Consider the following 18,156-nt stretch of genomic DNA (forward strand, 5'->3'; position numbering starts at 1 on the left):
CGTTGGCCAATACATCAATCGTGAGGGTTTCATTCTCATGACCCGTTTGCGTATCCGCACTCGCCACCGGATCATCGTTGGTGCCGGTCACGGTGATGGTCGCCGTGGATTCCGAGGTCGCCCCTTCATCATCGGACATCACATAACGCACGGTGACGGTCGTACTTTCACCGTTGGCCAAACTATCGAAGTCACTGCCCGGCACAAACTGCAGCTGGTTGTTCACCACGCTGACGGTGCCCTGTCCGCTTAACGGATTGCCGTCACCATCGACGATTTGCACGCTATCGAGACTGAAGTTTGCTGGACCATCGTTATGATCAACATCGGTATCGTTGGCCAATACATCAATCGTGAGGGTTTCATTCTCATGACCCGTTTGCGTATCCGCACTCGCCACCGGATCATCGTTGGTGCCGGTCACGGTGATGGTCGCCGTGGATTCCGAGGTCGCCCCTTCGTTATCGGACATCACATAACGCACGGTGACGGTCGTACTTTCACCATTGGCCAAGCTGTCGAAATCCGCCCCCGGCACAAACTGCAGCTGGTTGTTCACCACGCTGACGGTGCCCTGACCGCTTAACGGATTGCCGTCACCATCGACGATCTGCACGCTATCGAGGCTGAAGTTGGCTGGGCCATCGTTGTGATCCACATCAGTATCGTTGGCCAGCACATCGATAGTCAGCGTCTGATTTTCATGACCCGATGCGGTATCAGCAGTGGCCACCGGATCATCGTTGGTGCCAGTCACGGTGATCGTCGCTGTAGCCTCAGAGGTTGCGCCGGCTCTGTCAGAGATTTCATAGCGTACGGTGACAGTCGCGGTTTCACCGGTCGCCAGGTAATCAAAATCGGTTCCCGGTTCAAACCGGAGTTGCCGGTTTGAAATCGTCACTGAACCTTGTCCTGTTAACGAATCGCCATTGCTATCAACAATCTCAGCGCGATCGAGATTCAATGTCCCGTAATGATCACCGGCATCGGCATCGGTATCATTGGCCAGCACATCCAGCATCAGCACCTGATTTTCCGAGGCACTGCCGACATCGGCAGCAGCGACCGGGATATCATTTGTCCCCGTCAGGGTAATGGTGGCAACCTGTTCAACGGTGCCACCTTTGTCGTCTTCCACCGTAAAGCGGTATTCAATCACCGCCTGCTCATTGTTCTCGAGATAGGCATACGCGGAAGGATCCACAGCCATCTGGTTGCCGCTGATACGGATACCGCTGTCATCACCACTCACCAGCTGGACACTGCCATCCTGTACCGACAACGTGTCACTGATATCAACATCACTGGCATGGGACAGAAGATCAATGGTATAGCTGGCGTCATCCGCGCCGGCCTCTGAGGTAATCGCGCTGCTGACAAAAGGGGCATCATTGCTGCCGGTGATCGTCAGCGTCACAGTCGATTCCGAGCTGCCTCCAAACCGGTCCGACATGCTGTAACGGACGACAACCGTTGCGTCTTCCCCTTCCGCCAAAGCATCAAAGTCCTCACCGGGGACAAACTGCAACTGGTTATTCACAATGTTGGCCTGCCCACGACCGGTCTCGACGTCACCATCAACCGCAATAATCGCGACACGATCAAGGGTGAAGTTCATCGGCCCATCATCGGTATTGGCATCCGTATCATTGGCCAGCACATCAACGATAAAGGTCTCATTTTCATCACCCGTACCACTGTCCTGCCGGGCAACCGGGATTTCATTCACCCGCGTGACCGTCGTCATGACGATCTCTTCAGGCTGCTCTCTATCGGACTCAGAGAATGCACCAGGTGTCCTGTCCACTGTCTGACGGGCATCTTCGGTGTCTATATCCAATATGCTGGATTCTGTGCGGGTGATGAACGGGGTTTTATCCAGCTTGTCTTCAGGTTGGTCGTGACTGCCCTGTTCACTGTGACGGGCGTCAGTGTCATCGCGGGAGGACGATGGCTGCGGGAATTCACGTGTCTCGGAATTCTGCGTTAAAACCGTGTAATCGGATTGCCCCTTATCCAGTTCATCAACGTCTTCCGGCATAAACGGATTTTCCGTTTCCCCGGAATCTTGTTGGTTGCCGAACCGGTCGTAGGTCACCCCGTCCACAACAATGGCGGGATCAACGGACTCTTCCGGTGCTCCCTCCTCACCCTCAGGCTGTTCCTGCTCTGGATGTACCACCACCGGTTGTGCGGAAGAGGACTCCTGCTCCTCATGGTGTTCCTGCGCATCCTCAGGTGTTGGCTTTACCGGTTCATTCGGCCCATTAGCAGACTCAGAGCCGGTCTGCTTATTTTCATTATCAGCCATACGACCTCCCTATCCATGGCTGTACAACACAAGCGGTTATCCCCGATACCGCTCAACCGTCAATGTGCAGATTTCCGTTCTGCAACAGGGTATTCAAAATCGCTGTATTATCCCCAAGCCCTGACAGGTCAACCCCTTCCAGGACAATTTTCTGGGTGACATCACCACCGGCGCCGGTAGGCTTGACCTCTATCTCGGTATTGCCGCCGGTCACGTTGACGTTCAGGTACTGATCCAGCGTTGTCTCGGTTTCACCCGCAAGCAGCAGGCTCAGGTCAATCGCATCACCACCGGCGGTGGCGTTGAAATCCGTGATGGTATCAATGGCAACCGAAGATGCCGTGCCTTCATGGCCGGCAATCCAGACAAAGGTGTCGGAACCGGCGCCGCCGGTCAGGGTATCGTTGCCGGCGCCCCCGACCAGCCAATCATCACCACCATTACCAATCAGGGTATCCATGCCGGCCAAGCCATCGATCCGTTCACCGAAGGCAGTGCCGGTCAGGGTGTCATTCCCCACTGTGCCGCTGATGCCACCGGTGCTGTCGAGGGTATGTTGCACATCAATGGCCAAAGTGGCAGTGCTGGTATGCGTGCCATCCGAGACGTCGTAGCTGAAGGTTTCCGACTTATCCATCTGGCCCTGTACCCGGACCTCTGCATCGCTCAACGCCCGGTTGTAAATCCGGGCCTCATCCATCTCACCCTGGAAATAATTCCCATCTCCCGACAGGTCACCCGTATCAATCTGGGTATCCTGACTCATACCACCAAACGCAATGGCACCGCCATGAGCGCTGACAGCTGCGGCGCCTGTTTTCGTACCAAAATCAATACCATCCAAATAACCTGTCAGCGTCCTCTCACCAGCAGTTGCACTGGTGGCATCTAGCACTAGCGAAACGCTATGCCAACCTGAATCCAAGGCACTGAGGCTAGTACTGACATAAGCACCATTCCATGACGTCGACTCACTCCATGCGCCAACGTATAAATTGCCGTCACGAATATAAATATTGAAGCCATTGGATATTCCGCCCTGTTCATAGAGTATCTGGGTACCCGTCAGGTCATTGGCCGGATCGACTTTAAAGGCCAGACTGATGGTGCAGGCTGACTTGGTGCCGGTATAGGTGTTGAGTTCAGTGGAATTCGCCACGTCAATGCGGTCATTGCTGCCATCAAAAGCGACCGCACTGCCGCTAATACCCTCACTGGCAAATGTCGCGCCATTCAGCGTGCCGTTATCCGCGATCGTGTCGACGGCTGAACTGTCCGCTACCGTGGTGCCAGTGCCTTCATCAAAGGTCCACCGGCCTACCAGGTTGCTGTCCAGATCCACACTGGCATAGGCGGCATCCAGGTTATAGGTCCAGCTGCCGTCAGCGGCAATATCCAGGGTACCGAACTCACCGTCGATACTGGTCGTGCCCGTGGCCGCCACCGTCTGGCCATTCACCGAAGTCACGGTCAGTGGATCACCGCTGGCAGTGGTTTCCACCGGCAGCACATCGTCGCTGATGCCCGTGGTATCGCTGAGTTCGATGCTGGCGTCCGGCGACCGGTCAACGGGAATCACCGCCGTTGCGGCGGTCGTGAGTTCACCGTCAGAGACGTTGTAATCCAGGGTCAGGTCGCCGGCCAGGTCGTCACCGGGCAGGATGGTCCAGGTGCCGTCGCTGTTGTCGTAGACGGCATGCTGGTTATCCGGGTAGATATCCCAGTCAGCACCGTTCAGTGTATAGGTAGAAACAGCGTTCCCCCGGTTCATGACCCCGAGCTCGCCATCACTGATATTTTCGCTGAACTGATGGGTAATCTTTTCCACGCCATCCACTGTCAGGCTCACCCGGTTATCAACAATATCTACTTCATAATGGCGGCCTGTGTTGATGTTGGAATTAGCACTGGTTTCATTAAATGAAGACAGTCGGGTCGATGTGCCGTTAGTCCATTGTTCAACGACCCAGTGTGGTGAACCACCGCCATCATAACTTCCGATGGCTTTGTAGTTATTGGCATCAACATAGTCAAAGACGATAAAATTATTGCGGGTTGCATGGCCGTCCGTCGGCGCTACCGTGAAATCCAGGTGTAAATCTGTATCACGGGTTCCACCGCCGGTGGTATCAATCAGCACCACGTTTTCTTCCGCGCCGGATGTCAATGTCAGCGTATCGCCATTGATCGCCACGCTGCCGCCGGTACCGGCTGAGAAACTGCCCTGGAAATCATGCCGGTGCGCCGTCACGCCATTGATGCTGACATCCTGAACACTCAGGGTGTCGCCATCCACATCAGAGGCATTACCGAGCAGGAAGGCTTCTGTCACCGTATGGGCGTCCAGACTCTCCGGCGCCGTGACCATCACCGCACCGGAGACCTCCGGCGCCTCGTTCACATCCTGCACCTGGATGACCATGTCCTGCTCGGCGGTCAGGCTGCCACTGTCGGTCACACGCACCCGGATCGTATGGGACGCATCCGTTTCATGGTCCAGCCGGGTGCCATCGGCCACCGTGATATCACCGGTCGTCGCATCAATGGCAAAGCGACCGCTGGCATCATTAACCAGTTCGTAGGTCAGGGTCGTGCCATCTTCTGCATCCGTGGCGCTGGCACGGCCCACGAGGGTGCCATGGTTAGCATTTTCATGTACCTGGTTGCCACCAAGTCCCACTGAAGCACTGTAAATGTTGTCATTGCCATCCTGGTTCGAGGTCCACAGTACCTGCAAAGCACCGCTATCGAGTTGAACCACGGAAGGATCAAACTGGTTATCCGCCGACGTGCTGTTGATGGCAATCTCACCGGTGAGCGGATTACCGCTGGCATCGAAACGCCGACCAAAGACACCCAGGGTGCCATCCGCATCCTGCGAGGTGCTGCGCCAGACCACAAAGAAACCGCCATCACTTAGTGCTTCAATGGAGACCTCTGCCAGTGTGGAAATATCCGGCGCCACCGAGGTGTTGATCTGAACCGGGGAACCCTGCTCGGTGCCCGTGTCGGACCAGCGCTGGAAGAACAGGTTGTCGCCGCTCTGATAGACGGTGACCACCTCGCCATTTTCCAGGGTATCGATCTCAAAATGGCGGTCGGCAGCGGGGTTGGTGTCGCCAAAGCTGATCTCGCCGGTGGTATTGTTCCCATCACTGTCAAAGAACTGGATTCTGGCGCTGTCATCGGCCGTATCACCCGAAGCGCGCCACACCAGGGCAAACCCGCCATTATTCAGGGCCGTTGCCTCAGGCCCCGCCCAGCCCGGGCTACCCCAACCACCCAGCGTACCAATGGAGGTCGTGGTTTGAAGGGTATTCCCTTCGGCATCCATGATGACGGCATTGATGGATCCCGCATCCACCGTATGAGCAACCAGGAATCGGTTATCCGTGAGCGCTATCAGGTCGGGTGTATAGTTATTTCCACTGGCCGAATCCACTATGAACTCACTTTGAATCTCTGTACCGTCACTGGCAAAAATCCGCATCTTTGTCTGACTGAGACTGCCCGGATCCAGGAAGCGCCAGGCGACGGCATAACTGCCATTGTCCAGTGTCGCTACCAGCGGTTGTGAGACGGATTCATCACTGGCCAGAGTCACTGTATCCACCTGGAACTCAGCACCCTCCGTCTGCAGTTCGGGTGTGGTGCCAGTCAGGCGGACATTGTCAAAATGCATCTGCGGCCCGCTGACATGCACCAGTTCAATCGTAATAGGCTGACCTAATGCCGCCGAATTCTCCGCAATGGTAGAACCATCCAGGTTGAGCGTCAGGGTTTCCCACTGGCCTTCTGCCGGTGAGACAGAGCCATCGGTCGCCAGCACCACCCCGCCGGCAGTAATCCTTACGGCATAATTGGCAAAGCCCGCTGTATCACTCCGGTTCCCGACATCGACCTGCAGTTGATAGCTGGTATCACGGGAAAAGGTTTCCGTCAGGGTTTGGGAGGCTGTTCCGGAACTGATATAAGCGACATTATCGCCATCCGATGCCTCCGAGGTAATGGCAGCGGCCTGGGGGTTCCAGGTATTACCGATTCCACTGAATGACCAGGCGCTGTCTGCAGGGAGACCTGAATGCCCACCATCCGCATACGTGACACTCTCAAAACTGTGATCCGCGACGGTGATGGTGCGGGTCTCATCCACATACGCATACTTCTGCGCCTTGATGGCATGGCCGCCGTTTTCTGTAGAGTGCCAGACGGCCAGATAACCGCCATCGTCCATGGGTGACAGCACCGCTTGATTCTGGGTGCTGTCGGTCTCGGTGTTGACCATGGCCTCATTGCTGACCGCGGTATCCAGGGTGGTGGTTAATACCGGGGCTTCGTTAACATCCTGCACCAGGATGGTGAATACCTTGTCGGTGGATAACCCTGTGCCGTTGTTATCGGTTGCTGTGACCGTGACATTGATCCTGTCCTCGGCCTCATGGTCAAGTGACTGCCCGGCCTTCAGGCGCAGTTCGCCACTGACCACCTCGAAGCGGTTATCAGAGACGGTGACGCTGTGCTGGCCGAAAGGATCTGTCTCACTGTCTGGGTCGGTCACATCCAATGTGCCAATGACCACTGCGCCGGTGGTGTTTTCATCAATCGCCACCACGCTGTTCGGGTCAAAAAGCTGTTGGGCCTCGGTGGCAGTCACGGCGTCATCGAACACCTGAAGCCCTGCAATCGCCCCGTCTAGGTGCGTATTCCCCTGACTGGAATATCCCAGCCGCAAATGCGTCTGGCCGGTAAAGGCGGAGGCTGACATCGTACCGCTGGCCACTTCTCCACCATCCACATACAGTGTCTGGCCACCCACCGCGCCACCGAACGTGTGTACTACATGGTGCCACTCGCCGTCGTTGTAGGTTTCCCCTACCGTGCTGGTGATGGACTCGTCCTGCCATACCCGGGCGGTAATCGTCCCATCGGCGTTGAGGAAAACATTGCGATCATGGCCACCGCCTTCGATCTGAAGCAGCCCACCGGCATTATCGGCCCTGAACCAGAAAGAGACGGTATAGGCGGTTTCCGAGACATTCAGCGGTACATTGAACGTCGTAGCACTGCCATCAAACGCTACGGCATTCGCAAACTGACTGTTCGGTGGTCCACTGGTAAAGGTGGGGGTTGCACCGGCAAAGGCCTGGCTGCCCGCTTCACTGTCATAGCTGTTGTCGAAATCCCATGCATGATCCGCCGTCGGCCCGGTGGTTGCCCGTGCCGGATCAACCGTCGCCGAGATGTCGGGCGCGTCATTGACGGAGGCCACATCGAAGGTCAGCGTCTGTACGCCGCTGTCTGCTGTGCCATCACTGGCGGTAAACTGCAGGTCGGCATAACCGGTGCCATGGGCATTGGCGGCAGGTGTGTACTTGAGGTTACCGAGTTCACTTGCAGCAATCGATTGGTTGGCGGTAACGGGTGTGTCATCCAAGGTCAAGCTACCGTCTGACGGCAACCGGGTGATGGTCACCGATTGCAGGCTGTCGCCATCGTCCACATCGCTGAAACCGAAATCGGCTGCCGCAAACGTGTGGCTATCGTCCTCATTGAGGGACAGCGTCTTGTTCTGGGCCGTCGGTGCTTCGTTGACATCCTGCACCAGAATCGTGAAGGTCTCGCTGCGGGTAAAGCCGGCGTTGTTGTTGTCGGTAGCGGTCACCGTGACATCGATGGACGATTCAGTCTCGTGGTCCAGCGACTGCGCCGCTTTCAGGCGCAGTTCGCCATTGACGACCTCGAACCGGTTATCCGACACCGTAAAGGTGTGCTGGCCAAAAGCTTCATCCGCATTGTCGGGATCAACCAGTGACAGGGTACCGATGGTGACAGCGGTGGTAATATTTTCATCAATAACGGCATCCGGGCGGAGCATGGCAGCAGACACATCATTCGCCGTTAACGCCTGATCAAAGACTTGTAGTCCGCCGATATCACCGTTAAAGGTTGAGCCACCAGTCAGCGTACTCACTGAACTACCGAGCCGAATGCTGTCCTGCCAGTCGAATCCCGATGCTGTGAAATTACCGGAAGCCACGCTTTGCCCATCAACAAACAGCGTTTGTCCACCCACATCACCACCATAACTGTGTACTACATAATGCCATTCACCATCATTGAAGGTGTCAGAAATATCACTGGTGATGACCTCGCTACCACCTGAGGTATAGATACGGGCATTGATTCTGCCATCACTATCAATCCACACATTTCGGTCATGGGCGCTTAGCGTACTAGCAGTTGTTATCTCCATCAATGTCCCTGCCCCCGTGGTACGGAACCAGAGACCAATGGCAGACGATGTTTCGGATACCGCCGCACTGGCGAGAAAAGCCGTATTGCTACCGTCAAAATGAATGGCATTTTCAACCTGACCGTTGGGCCCGGTGACAAACGTCGGGCTATCACCAGAAAAGCTGTTACCGCCCGCCTCACTGTCAAAGCTGTTATCAAAGTTCCATTCCGACACCGGGGCGGGGGTAGGGTCTGCCTGTGCACTGTCTACTGAGAATGTCAGGTCACTGATCGCCTCATTGACATCCGCCACCTGAACCACGAAATCCCGTTCACTGCTGAGTCCGCCGGAATCGGTCACCCGCACGCGCAGGGTATGGCTGCCGTCGGTTTCATGGTCAAGGAGGTTGCTGTCGGCAACGGTGATCTCACCGGTGGTGCTGTTGATGGCGAAGCGGCCGCCGGCGTTGTCCGCCAGAGAATAAGTCACATTGGTGCCATCTTCCGTATCACTGCCGGAGACCTGCCCGACCACTGTGCCGTTGGCGCTGTTTTCATCCAGGGTGAAGTTGGCGTCGATGAAATCGTCCAGCTGACTGGCCTGGTAGAGGTTGCTGATCTGGGAGGCATCCAGCGCTTCATTGAATACCGCGAAATCATCCACGGCGCCATCCATATAACCGTCCTGAGACCAGTTACTCTTACCGATGAAGTTATTTGTCCGGACTTTTTCCGGCGGGACGCCCCCCTGAAGGGTTCCAGCCTCCACGCCGTCCTTATAGACGGTCATCAAACCACTGCTGTCGACCGTTGCAGCGACATGCACCCACTCACCGGCGGTGAAGAAGTTGTCAATGGTCAGCGTATGTGCCGTACCATCGCCATCACGGACCTGGAAACCCAGATCATTAGTCGTTGTTACGTGGCCCAATAGAATATTATCGGCACTGGGTCCATCACCGAAATCAAACACCCGTGACCAGTTCTGGCCGAAACTGTCGAATCTCACCCAGGCGGAAACCGTCATGGCACCGCCAGTCTGCAGACCACTGAGTTCCCCGGCACCGGAAGTACCGTCCATTTCAAATGCGGTGCCGGAACCATCATGTCCCGTACCCCAGGTCGCGCTACCGGTTAGTGTCATCCCATTATCGTTGCCACTCTGATCAGCCACCGTAGTACCAGTACCTTCCGAGAACACAAAAGCGGCGCTGGTGTCGACGGTATCGCCTTCGGCAATGACGGGCGGATCATTCACCGCTTCGATATGGACATTGATCGCCTGGGTGGTGACATTCGTCGTGCCCGTGGCAGTTTCAGTGGCAGTCGCCGTAACTGTGAACGTGAAATCATCGTGGTTGTTGGCCGGCGGCGTCAGGGTCAGGCTGCCCAGGTCCCAGTCCGATACATCAATGGCTGCGCCGGTGGACGTCAGCGTGTTCGTACCGTCGCTCAGTACAACACCGGAGGGAATACCACTTAACTCAATGGCCAGGGTTTCCGAGCCATCACTGTCCGGCGTCGCCGCGCTGAGGTTGACCACAACCGGTTGGTCCTCAGTGCCATTCACCTGGGGATTATGGTTGGGATTGTCCGCACTCTCAGCCTGAATGGAAACATTATCAACATAGAGGTCTCTGTTGGAGGTAGTCGCCGTAGTATCCGTAATCCGCAGAATCGCATTGCCAGCGGCAATGCCGGTGAAATCGAGATTCAGTGTCTGATACGTTGGGCTACTCGTATTCACATTCTGACTGGCCAGTACCGTGCCGGAATCCGCATCAATGATGTCTATCCGTCCGGAAACCGGATTCGTATTGGCACTGGCAAATCCCAAACTCAACGAGTAGTTGATATCAGGATGAATGACAAAGGTTTGCTCTGCCACACCTGTCACGGGTGACTCACCGCCACTAAACCCCAGGCTCTGGCGTGATGAGGAAATGCCAACACTGCCCGACAATGTCCAGTCAGAACCCGTCGCAAACTGCCCATTACTGATCAGATTAGTATCCAGCGACAGGTCTCCGTATACGTCGTTATTCAACTCGACCGTTGGGGCATCTGTCACTGGTGAGATATTAAACGTCACTGTTTGAGCACTACTGCTCAGCTCACCATCACTGACCGTAAACTGCAGATCCGCATAACTGTTACCGCTGGCATGAGTTGCCGGGGCAAATTTCAGGTTGCCGATATTGGCGGCTGTTATGACCTGGTTAAGTGTGACCGGCGTATCATTCAGCGTCAGGCTGCCCACAGATGGCAGTCGTGTAATAGTCAAAGATTGGAGGGTGTCGCCCGTGTCGACATCCGCAAAGCCAAAATCCCCGGCAACAAACGTATGGCTGGCATCCTCGTTGACGCTGAGGGTTTTATCCTGCGCGGTCGGTGCATCATTGACCGCTTCGATATGGACAGTGAGTGCCTGATTGGTGACATTCGTGGCGCCCGTCGCCGTTTCCGTGGCGGTCGCTTTCACGGTGAAGGTGAAATCATCGTGGCTGTTTGCCGGCGGCGTCAGGGTCAGGCTGCCCAGGTTCCAGCCAGAAGCATCTATCGCCGCCCCAGTAGACGTCAATGTATTTGTACCATCATTCAGTACGACACCGGAGGGAATACCGCTTAGCTCAATGGCCAGGGTTTCCGAACCGTCACTGTCTGGCGTGGTAACCGTGAGATCAACGGCAATAGCCTGGTCTTCCTGCCCGGAAACCACCGCAGGCATCGCATCGTTTTCCACGCTGGGAGCCTGGATAGATACATTATCAATGACAAGATCAGCACCATCGGTGTTTGGTGTTGTATCCGTTATACGGAGCAATGCATTACCTGTAGCTATACCAGTGAAGTCGAGACTCAACCCCTGTAAAGACGCCGTATTGCTGCTGACATTCTGTGAGGCCAGTACGGTTCCCGAAGCCGAGTCAACAATCTCTACGCGAGCCGAGACCAGGCTGGTATTCCAGCTTCGGTAATCAAGGTTCAGGGCATAATTGGCGTCCTGATAAATAGCGAAAGATTGTTCTACCACACCAGTGATCGGGGTTTGCCCTCCGCTGAATTGCATGAAGTCGTTGAAGACCCGGACATTACCACTGAAATCCCAGCCTTCGGTTCCGTTCACGCTGCCATTGGTGATTAACTCCGTATCCAGTAAAAAGTCATTATTATTCAAGGTAATGGCGGGGGCATCCGTCACCGGCGAAATTTCCACCGCTGCGCTGCTGATGGCCGTACTGAAAGCAGTGGTGCCACCATTGCTGCTGGTATCGGCATAGCTGCCCGCCGTGCCACTGGACTGGTCCCAGGCCCGGAAATCGAACGATGCGGCACCACTATAATGAGTATCAGGAACAAATCGGAGCAGGTCGGTATCGGCCAGCAGCAACGCATGGTTTTCGGCCAGTGATCCGTCATCCACTGCCTGCCAACTGGTGCCGCCATCCCGGGAGTACTGCCAGGCGCCATTGCCGTTATCCACAGACGTGATGGCCATGGATTCGGAGACAGCGCCGTCATCGTCGGTAATGGTGCCATCGGTCAGCAGGTCGCTGACCCGGGTACCGGTGTTGGTCAATGCATCAATATCTTCTGCAATGGCCGGCAGGACATGGGCAAACAGAACGCTGCTGTCCAGGGTTCCGCCACCGGTCAGGCTGCTGGTGACCCGGAAGTTCTGATCACCTTCGTGCTCGTAGTAAACAATCTCAATGGGCACCAGGCCAGGTTCTGTTGCAACATACTGTCCCGACAACCCATTAAACATGCCGGTGCCATCCTGTTGAATCACCACCTCACCGTCAATGGTCAAACGGACACCATCGTCGGCATTGATGGTGAAATCGTGGATCCCCGCCGGCACACGGATAAACCCGCTCAGACGAATGCCGAACGTTTCCGGGGCCAATGTCTGGCTGCCTGTCAGGCTGGCACCATCCGTTCCCAGGAATCCCTCGACATTGGCACCGTTCTGATAATTGAGCGAGCTGGCAGTAAAGGTTGCGACAGGGGTACCCGTCGATATCAGGTTGTCCATCGTGGCCAGGTTGGGAATAGAACCCGCATCAAAGAGTTCCCCCCTCAGCCCCTGCCCGGTTTGCACCAGGGGGTCAGGGGTTGAGGTCACATCAAAGGTGAGGGTTTTGGCTGTGCTGCTGGCCGTACCGTCACTGACGGTAAACTGCAGATCAGCGTAATCATCACCATGAGCATTCGCCACCGGCGTAAAGACCAGGTTGCCGATATCCGTTGCATGAATGGTCTGGTTCAGGGTGATAGCAGTACCGTTCAGTGTCAGACTGCCAGCCGCCGGTAGTTGTGTGATCGTCACGGACTGCAGGGTATCTCCACTGTCAGCATCGGTGAAAGCAAAATCCGCCGCCGCAAAGGTATGACTACCGTCCTCTGCAATGGTGAATGTTTTGTCCTCAGAGACAGGCGCATCGTTCACCGGGCTGACGAAGAGATGCCCTTCACCCGATTGTTGACTGAAGGCCGTGGTGCCACCATTAGTGCTGGTATCGGCATAACTGCCCGTCGTACCGCTGGACTGGTCCCAGGCCCGAAAATCAAAGGCGACGGGGCCATGGTAGTTGGCATTGGGTACGAACCGGAACAGATCACTGCCCGCCAGCAGCAGCGCATGGGTCTCCGCCAGCGCGCCGTCATCAACGGCTGTCCATGTCGTACCGCTATCCCGTGAGTACTGCCAGGTACCATTGCTGTCATCTACTGAGGTAATGGCAATGGCATCCTGTGCACTGCCGTCCACATCACCAATGGTGACATCCTGCAAAAACGCACTGACCGTCGTCCCTGTGTTACTGGCGCCATCAATATCCTCGGCAATGGAATCGAGCGTCAGTGCCGATGTCGACAAAACGCTGGTGTCCAGCGCCGCATTGCCGGTCAGACTGCTGGATATCTCCAGAACCTGCCCGCCGCTATGCTCGTAGTAAATGATCTCAATCGGCACCAGGCCGCTCTCAGCTGCGGTGTACTGCCCGTTCAAGCCGGTAAAATTACCCAGCTGATCCTGTTCGATCACCACTTCATTACCAATAGTCAGCCTGACCCCGTCATCCGAATTGATGGTAAAGCTGTGGGTGCCGGCAGGTATCTCTATCCAACCGGTCAGGCGTATCCCGAAGGTCTCCGGCGTCAAGGTTTGGGAACCGCTGAGGCTGTTGCCATCATCTCCGAGGAATCCGGAAAGTGTAGTTCCCCCGCTGTAGTTCAACTCCGTAGCCGTAAAGGTCGCCGTCGCCGCCTGAGAAGCGATCAGGTTATCCACTGTCGCCAGGTTGGGAATACCTGAACCGGTTTCAAAGACCTCACCACGAAGCCCTTGCATTTCCAGCGTCGGTAGTACTGGTGCATCGTTGACGGCGGTTACATCAAAGGTCAGGGTTCGTGCGCTACTGCTGAGCGCACCGTCGCTGACGGTGAACTTCAGGTCCGCATAGCCGGTTCCGTTGGCATTGGCGGCCGGTGTAAACACCAGGTTGCCGATATCGGCCGAAGAAATGACCTGGTTGGCCGTCACCGCCGAACCATTGAGGGTAAGTGTGCCTGCCGCTGGCAGTTGGGTCACGGTCACCGACTGCAGGGTGTCGCCGGTATCAATATCACTGAAGCCGAAGTCTGTCGCCGCAAAGGTGTGGCTGCCATCCTCATTGATGGTCAGCGTCTTGTCTGCTGCGGTGGGTGCATCGTTAACTGCGGTGACATCAAAGGTGAGGGTTTGTGCGCTGCTGCTCAGCGCTCCGTCGCTGACGGTAAACTGCAGGTCCGCATAGCCGGTTCCGTTGGCATTGGCGGCCGGAGTGAATATCAGGTTGCCGATATCGGATGCCTGTATCACCTGGTTGGCCGTCACCGCCGAACCATTGAGGGTAAGTGTGCCTGCCGCTGGCAGTTGGGTCACGGTCACCGACTGCAGGGTGTCGCCGGTATCAATATCACTGAAGCCGAAGTCTGTCGCCGCAAAGGTGTGGCTGCCATCCTCATTAATGGTCAGCGTCTTGTCTGCTGCGGTGGGTGCATCGTTGACTGCGGTGACATCAAAGGTGAGGGTTTGTGCGCTGCTGCTCAGCGCTCCGTCGCTGACAGTGAACTTCAGGTCCGCATAGCCGGTTCCGTTGGCATTGGCGGCCGGAGTGAATATCAGGTTGCCGATATCGGATGCCTGTATCACCTGGTTGGCCGTCACCGCCGAACCATTGAGGGTAAGTGTGCCTGCCGCTGGCAGTTGGGTCACGGTCACCGACTGCAGGGTGTCGCCGGTATCAATATCACTGAAGCCGAAGTCTGCTACCGTGAACGTATGGCTGCTATCTTCGTTGATGCTGAGGGTTTTATCCTGTGCAGTCGGCGCATCGTTTACCTCACCGACATCAACAGTCAGTGTTCGTACCGAACTGACAGCGCGACCATCACTGACCGTGAATTGCAGGTCGGCATAACCGTCACCGTTAGCATTGTTCTCTGGTGTAAACGTCAGGGTAGACAGTTCAGCGGACGTGATCATCTGTCCTGCTATGACGGCTACATTGTTGAGAGTCAGGCTACCCGCCGCGGGTAACCGTGTAATAGTGACCGACTGCAGGGAATCACTGGTATCGATATCACGGAAACCAAAGTCGGCCACCGTGAACGTATGACTGCCGCCTTCCTGCACCAACAGGGTATCGTCCGTCGCGTCCGGGGTGGCGTTGACGCCGGTGACAATGACAGTCGCCATGGATGAAGCACTGGCGCCCTCATCGTCCGACATCTGGTAACGCACGGTGACCGTGGCCGTTTCCCCTTCCGCCAGGGCATCGAAATCCGTACCTGGCGTAAAGACCAGTCGATTGTCAACAATGGCCACCTGTCCACTGCCTCCAGGGCCGATGTGGCTAACGATTCGAACCTGATCCAGTGTGAAAGTGCCTGGCGTATCATCAGGATTGCCGTCTGTGTCATTGGCCAGCACATCAATCTCGAACTGGCTGTCAGCCCGACCCTCGCCACGGTCCGCATTGGCCACCGGCGCCTGGTTGACCCGGGCCGCCGGTTCAGGGGCACTGGTCTCTTCGGCGGGCGGTTCTTTACTCTCAACACGCCGTACCGGCGCTGGCCCACCGCGTTCACCGATCACCACCCGCACCGAAGGTTCCTGGACAATCAGGACACTTTCTTCGGTTCGGTCAACTGTCGGCATACGGGCATAAGCGGTTTCAGCATCCGGTTTCTGGTTACCGCTTGAGCGGGAGGTGGGTTCATTGCGCCGGGCCATCGTGCTGGCCGTCTCAGTGGAAGGCTGGTTAATGTCAGACTGGCTGTACTGATCCCGGTTCAGGGCGGTGGTACGCCCCAGGGATTCTTCCTGTTGCTCAGGCCCCTCTTTCCGGGACTCCGGATCGCTGCGTCGCGTGAGGGTCGTATCGGTGTCAGCGGCGGGCTGGTTGATCTCTGACTGGCTGTACTGGTCACGGTTTAAAGCAGCCGTGCGACCCAGCGCCTCTTCCGGCTCCGGCTCACCGGAACGCTGAATGCCGTCGCGCCGGATGGCGTTCTGGTCATACTGGTCACGGTCGAGCGCCAGTGACGGGTCGAGCTCCTCTTCAGGGGGCTGCTCGCCCGAAGACTCCGGAGCCGATCGTTCGACGGCGGACTGATCATACTGATCCGCCCCCAGAACCACCGCCTGGTCCAGCGCTTCCTCGTCGGGTTGCTGTTGGGCCTGCCCGTCAGGGGGAGCCTGGCGAGGCGCACCGTCCTCAGGCTGTGATTCTTCCCTGTTCTGGTTTTCCGGTTCACTGGTTTCTTTATCAGCCATACATCCTCCGCTGATACTGACTGCACGCTACTCACCCACTAAGACCGGCTGGATAGATCCGTCATCCATTTGGTGCCCATCAATCAGCACACCAGCCATGCTCGGTAGAAAGAAGCCCTCCCTGTCAAACAGTTAAAGCCCTTCTTTCCACAAACAAGTAGCCTATTTATCTAATGATAAACGCTGGTGAACGGGCAAAATTAGCGATAACACACTCAGGCAGGCGTTTTTTAGAAAGGATTGCAATTACCAATAACGCATCAATGTGAGAATAACTAAATAGCGATTGATCAGAGGCTTTTATCGCAAGTTCTGATAAAAACGAGCCCGATCGTTGCTTCCCTGTCCATTACGAGCCGACACGCTCATTCATCCTTAAGCGGAATATTGAGCCATGGGAGCAAGTCGCCGGTTGCACTCAGTAGTTCCAACCGTGCATACAACAGTTCATAGTGGGCTGAGGTGTAGGCTTGCTGAGCCTGAAACAGCTCATTGGCACTGTCAAGCAGATCAAGCAGGCCCCGCTGCCCCAGGGAAAACTGCTCTTCATAGGCAGACTGGGTCTTACGGCTGGCTTTTACATGGGTTTCAAGAAATGGCATCTGCTTCTCAAGGTAACGGTAGGATGACCAGGACAACTCCAGAACTTCATTGATCTGACGCCGCACCTTTTCCCGGATCTCCTCCCGCTCCGCCATACGGTAGGCCGACTCACTTACCGCGGCTTTGTCTGCCCCGCCACGGAACAGGTTGTAGCGGATCCTGAGAATCGCCTGAAAGTTATCATCACTGGCCTTGACTCCATCAGTATCGTGGCTCCAGCTCCGATCCACTTCCAGGTTCAGCGATGGGTAATAACTCGCCAAGCTGACCTTGTACGCATTCTCTGTTGCATCCACCTCCAGGTTGGCGACCTGCATCTGGGGATGCATAACCAATAGTTGCCTGGCAGCGCCCAACGAACGATAAGGCAGGGCTTTATCCATCTGCGGTGGCGACAGTTTCCCTGGTAAACGGTCCGTTACTGACAGAAACTGGCTTTCGGCATCATCCAGGTTATTGCGTGCGACCATCAGGTTGGCAGCCGCCCGTGCCGTCCGACCTTCCATCTGGGACAGATCCGCTTCGCTGGCCAGGCCTTGCTCAACCCGCTGACGTATCTGGTCATGGGTTTTCTCGTGAATGCCAAAGTTTTCCTCCGCCAACGCCAGCTGTCGGCGCTTTTCCAGTAAGGTGAAATATACCTCGGCAATGGACAGCGCGGTATCCTGAGCCGCACTCAACCATTCCTGGCGACGGGCCAGATAGAGATGACTGGACTGTTCAATGCGGTTGTCGATCGCATCCCCTTCAAACAGGGGCTGACGCAAACTGAGCGACAGCTCCTGGCGGGTCATATGGGTATCTTCGTTGCCACTGGAACGGGTCGTTGAACTGTTTCGGCGCTGCTTACCCCACCCACTTTGCAGATCCAGCGTAGGCAGCTTACCAGCCTTGGCCTGTTTGTAGCCGGCCTTTTCAGCCTGCATGCGGTTGTAGGCGGCCATGACATCCGGGTGACCGTCAAGGATTTCCCCGATCAATCCTTTCAGGGAAGCGGCATCATCCGCCAGTAAGGCGTGGCTACCGGTGCATAGCAATAGAAACGACGCAACCTGAAATAGTCTTGTGTATCGTGTCATCACAGCATCCCTGCTTGCGTTCTTTACCCGTGCAATGACTTCTACACATCCATTCACCCGGTAAATGGTATAACAGCCTCTCCCTGCTGTTATGGCAGCTCGCT

At 56.0% G+C, this 18,156-nt stretch carries 3 protein-coding genes; all 3 read right to left on the reverse strand.

The genetic code is table 11. From position 1 onward, the window contains the following. A partial coding sequence (locus KHS78_RS04480) for an Ig-like domain-containing protein (protein WP_211825542.1) occupies nt 1–2,311 on the reverse strand: 2,311 nt, incomplete at its 3' end. Between the two features lie 52 nt (nt 2,312–2,363). Next, nucleotides 2,364–16,370, reverse strand: a complete 14,007-nt coding sequence (locus KHS78_RS04485) for a tandem-95 repeat protein (protein WP_211825544.1) — start codon at nt 16,368–16,370, stop codon at nt 2,364–2,366. A 365-nt stretch (nt 16,371–16,735) separates the two neighbouring features. Further along, complete coding sequence (locus tag KHS78_RS04490; RefSeq protein ID WP_211825546.1) at nt 16,736–18,052, reverse strand: TolC family outer membrane protein; 1,317 nt, start codon at nt 18,050–18,052, stop codon at nt 16,736–16,738. Between the last annotated feature and the right edge of the window lie 104 nt (nt 18,053–18,156).

The sequence above is a fragment of the Kistimonas asteriae genome (genome assembly GCF_018263925.1).
Taxonomy (GTDB): domain Bacteria; phylum Pseudomonadota; class Gammaproteobacteria; order Pseudomonadales; family Endozoicomonadaceae; genus Kistimonas; species Kistimonas asteriae.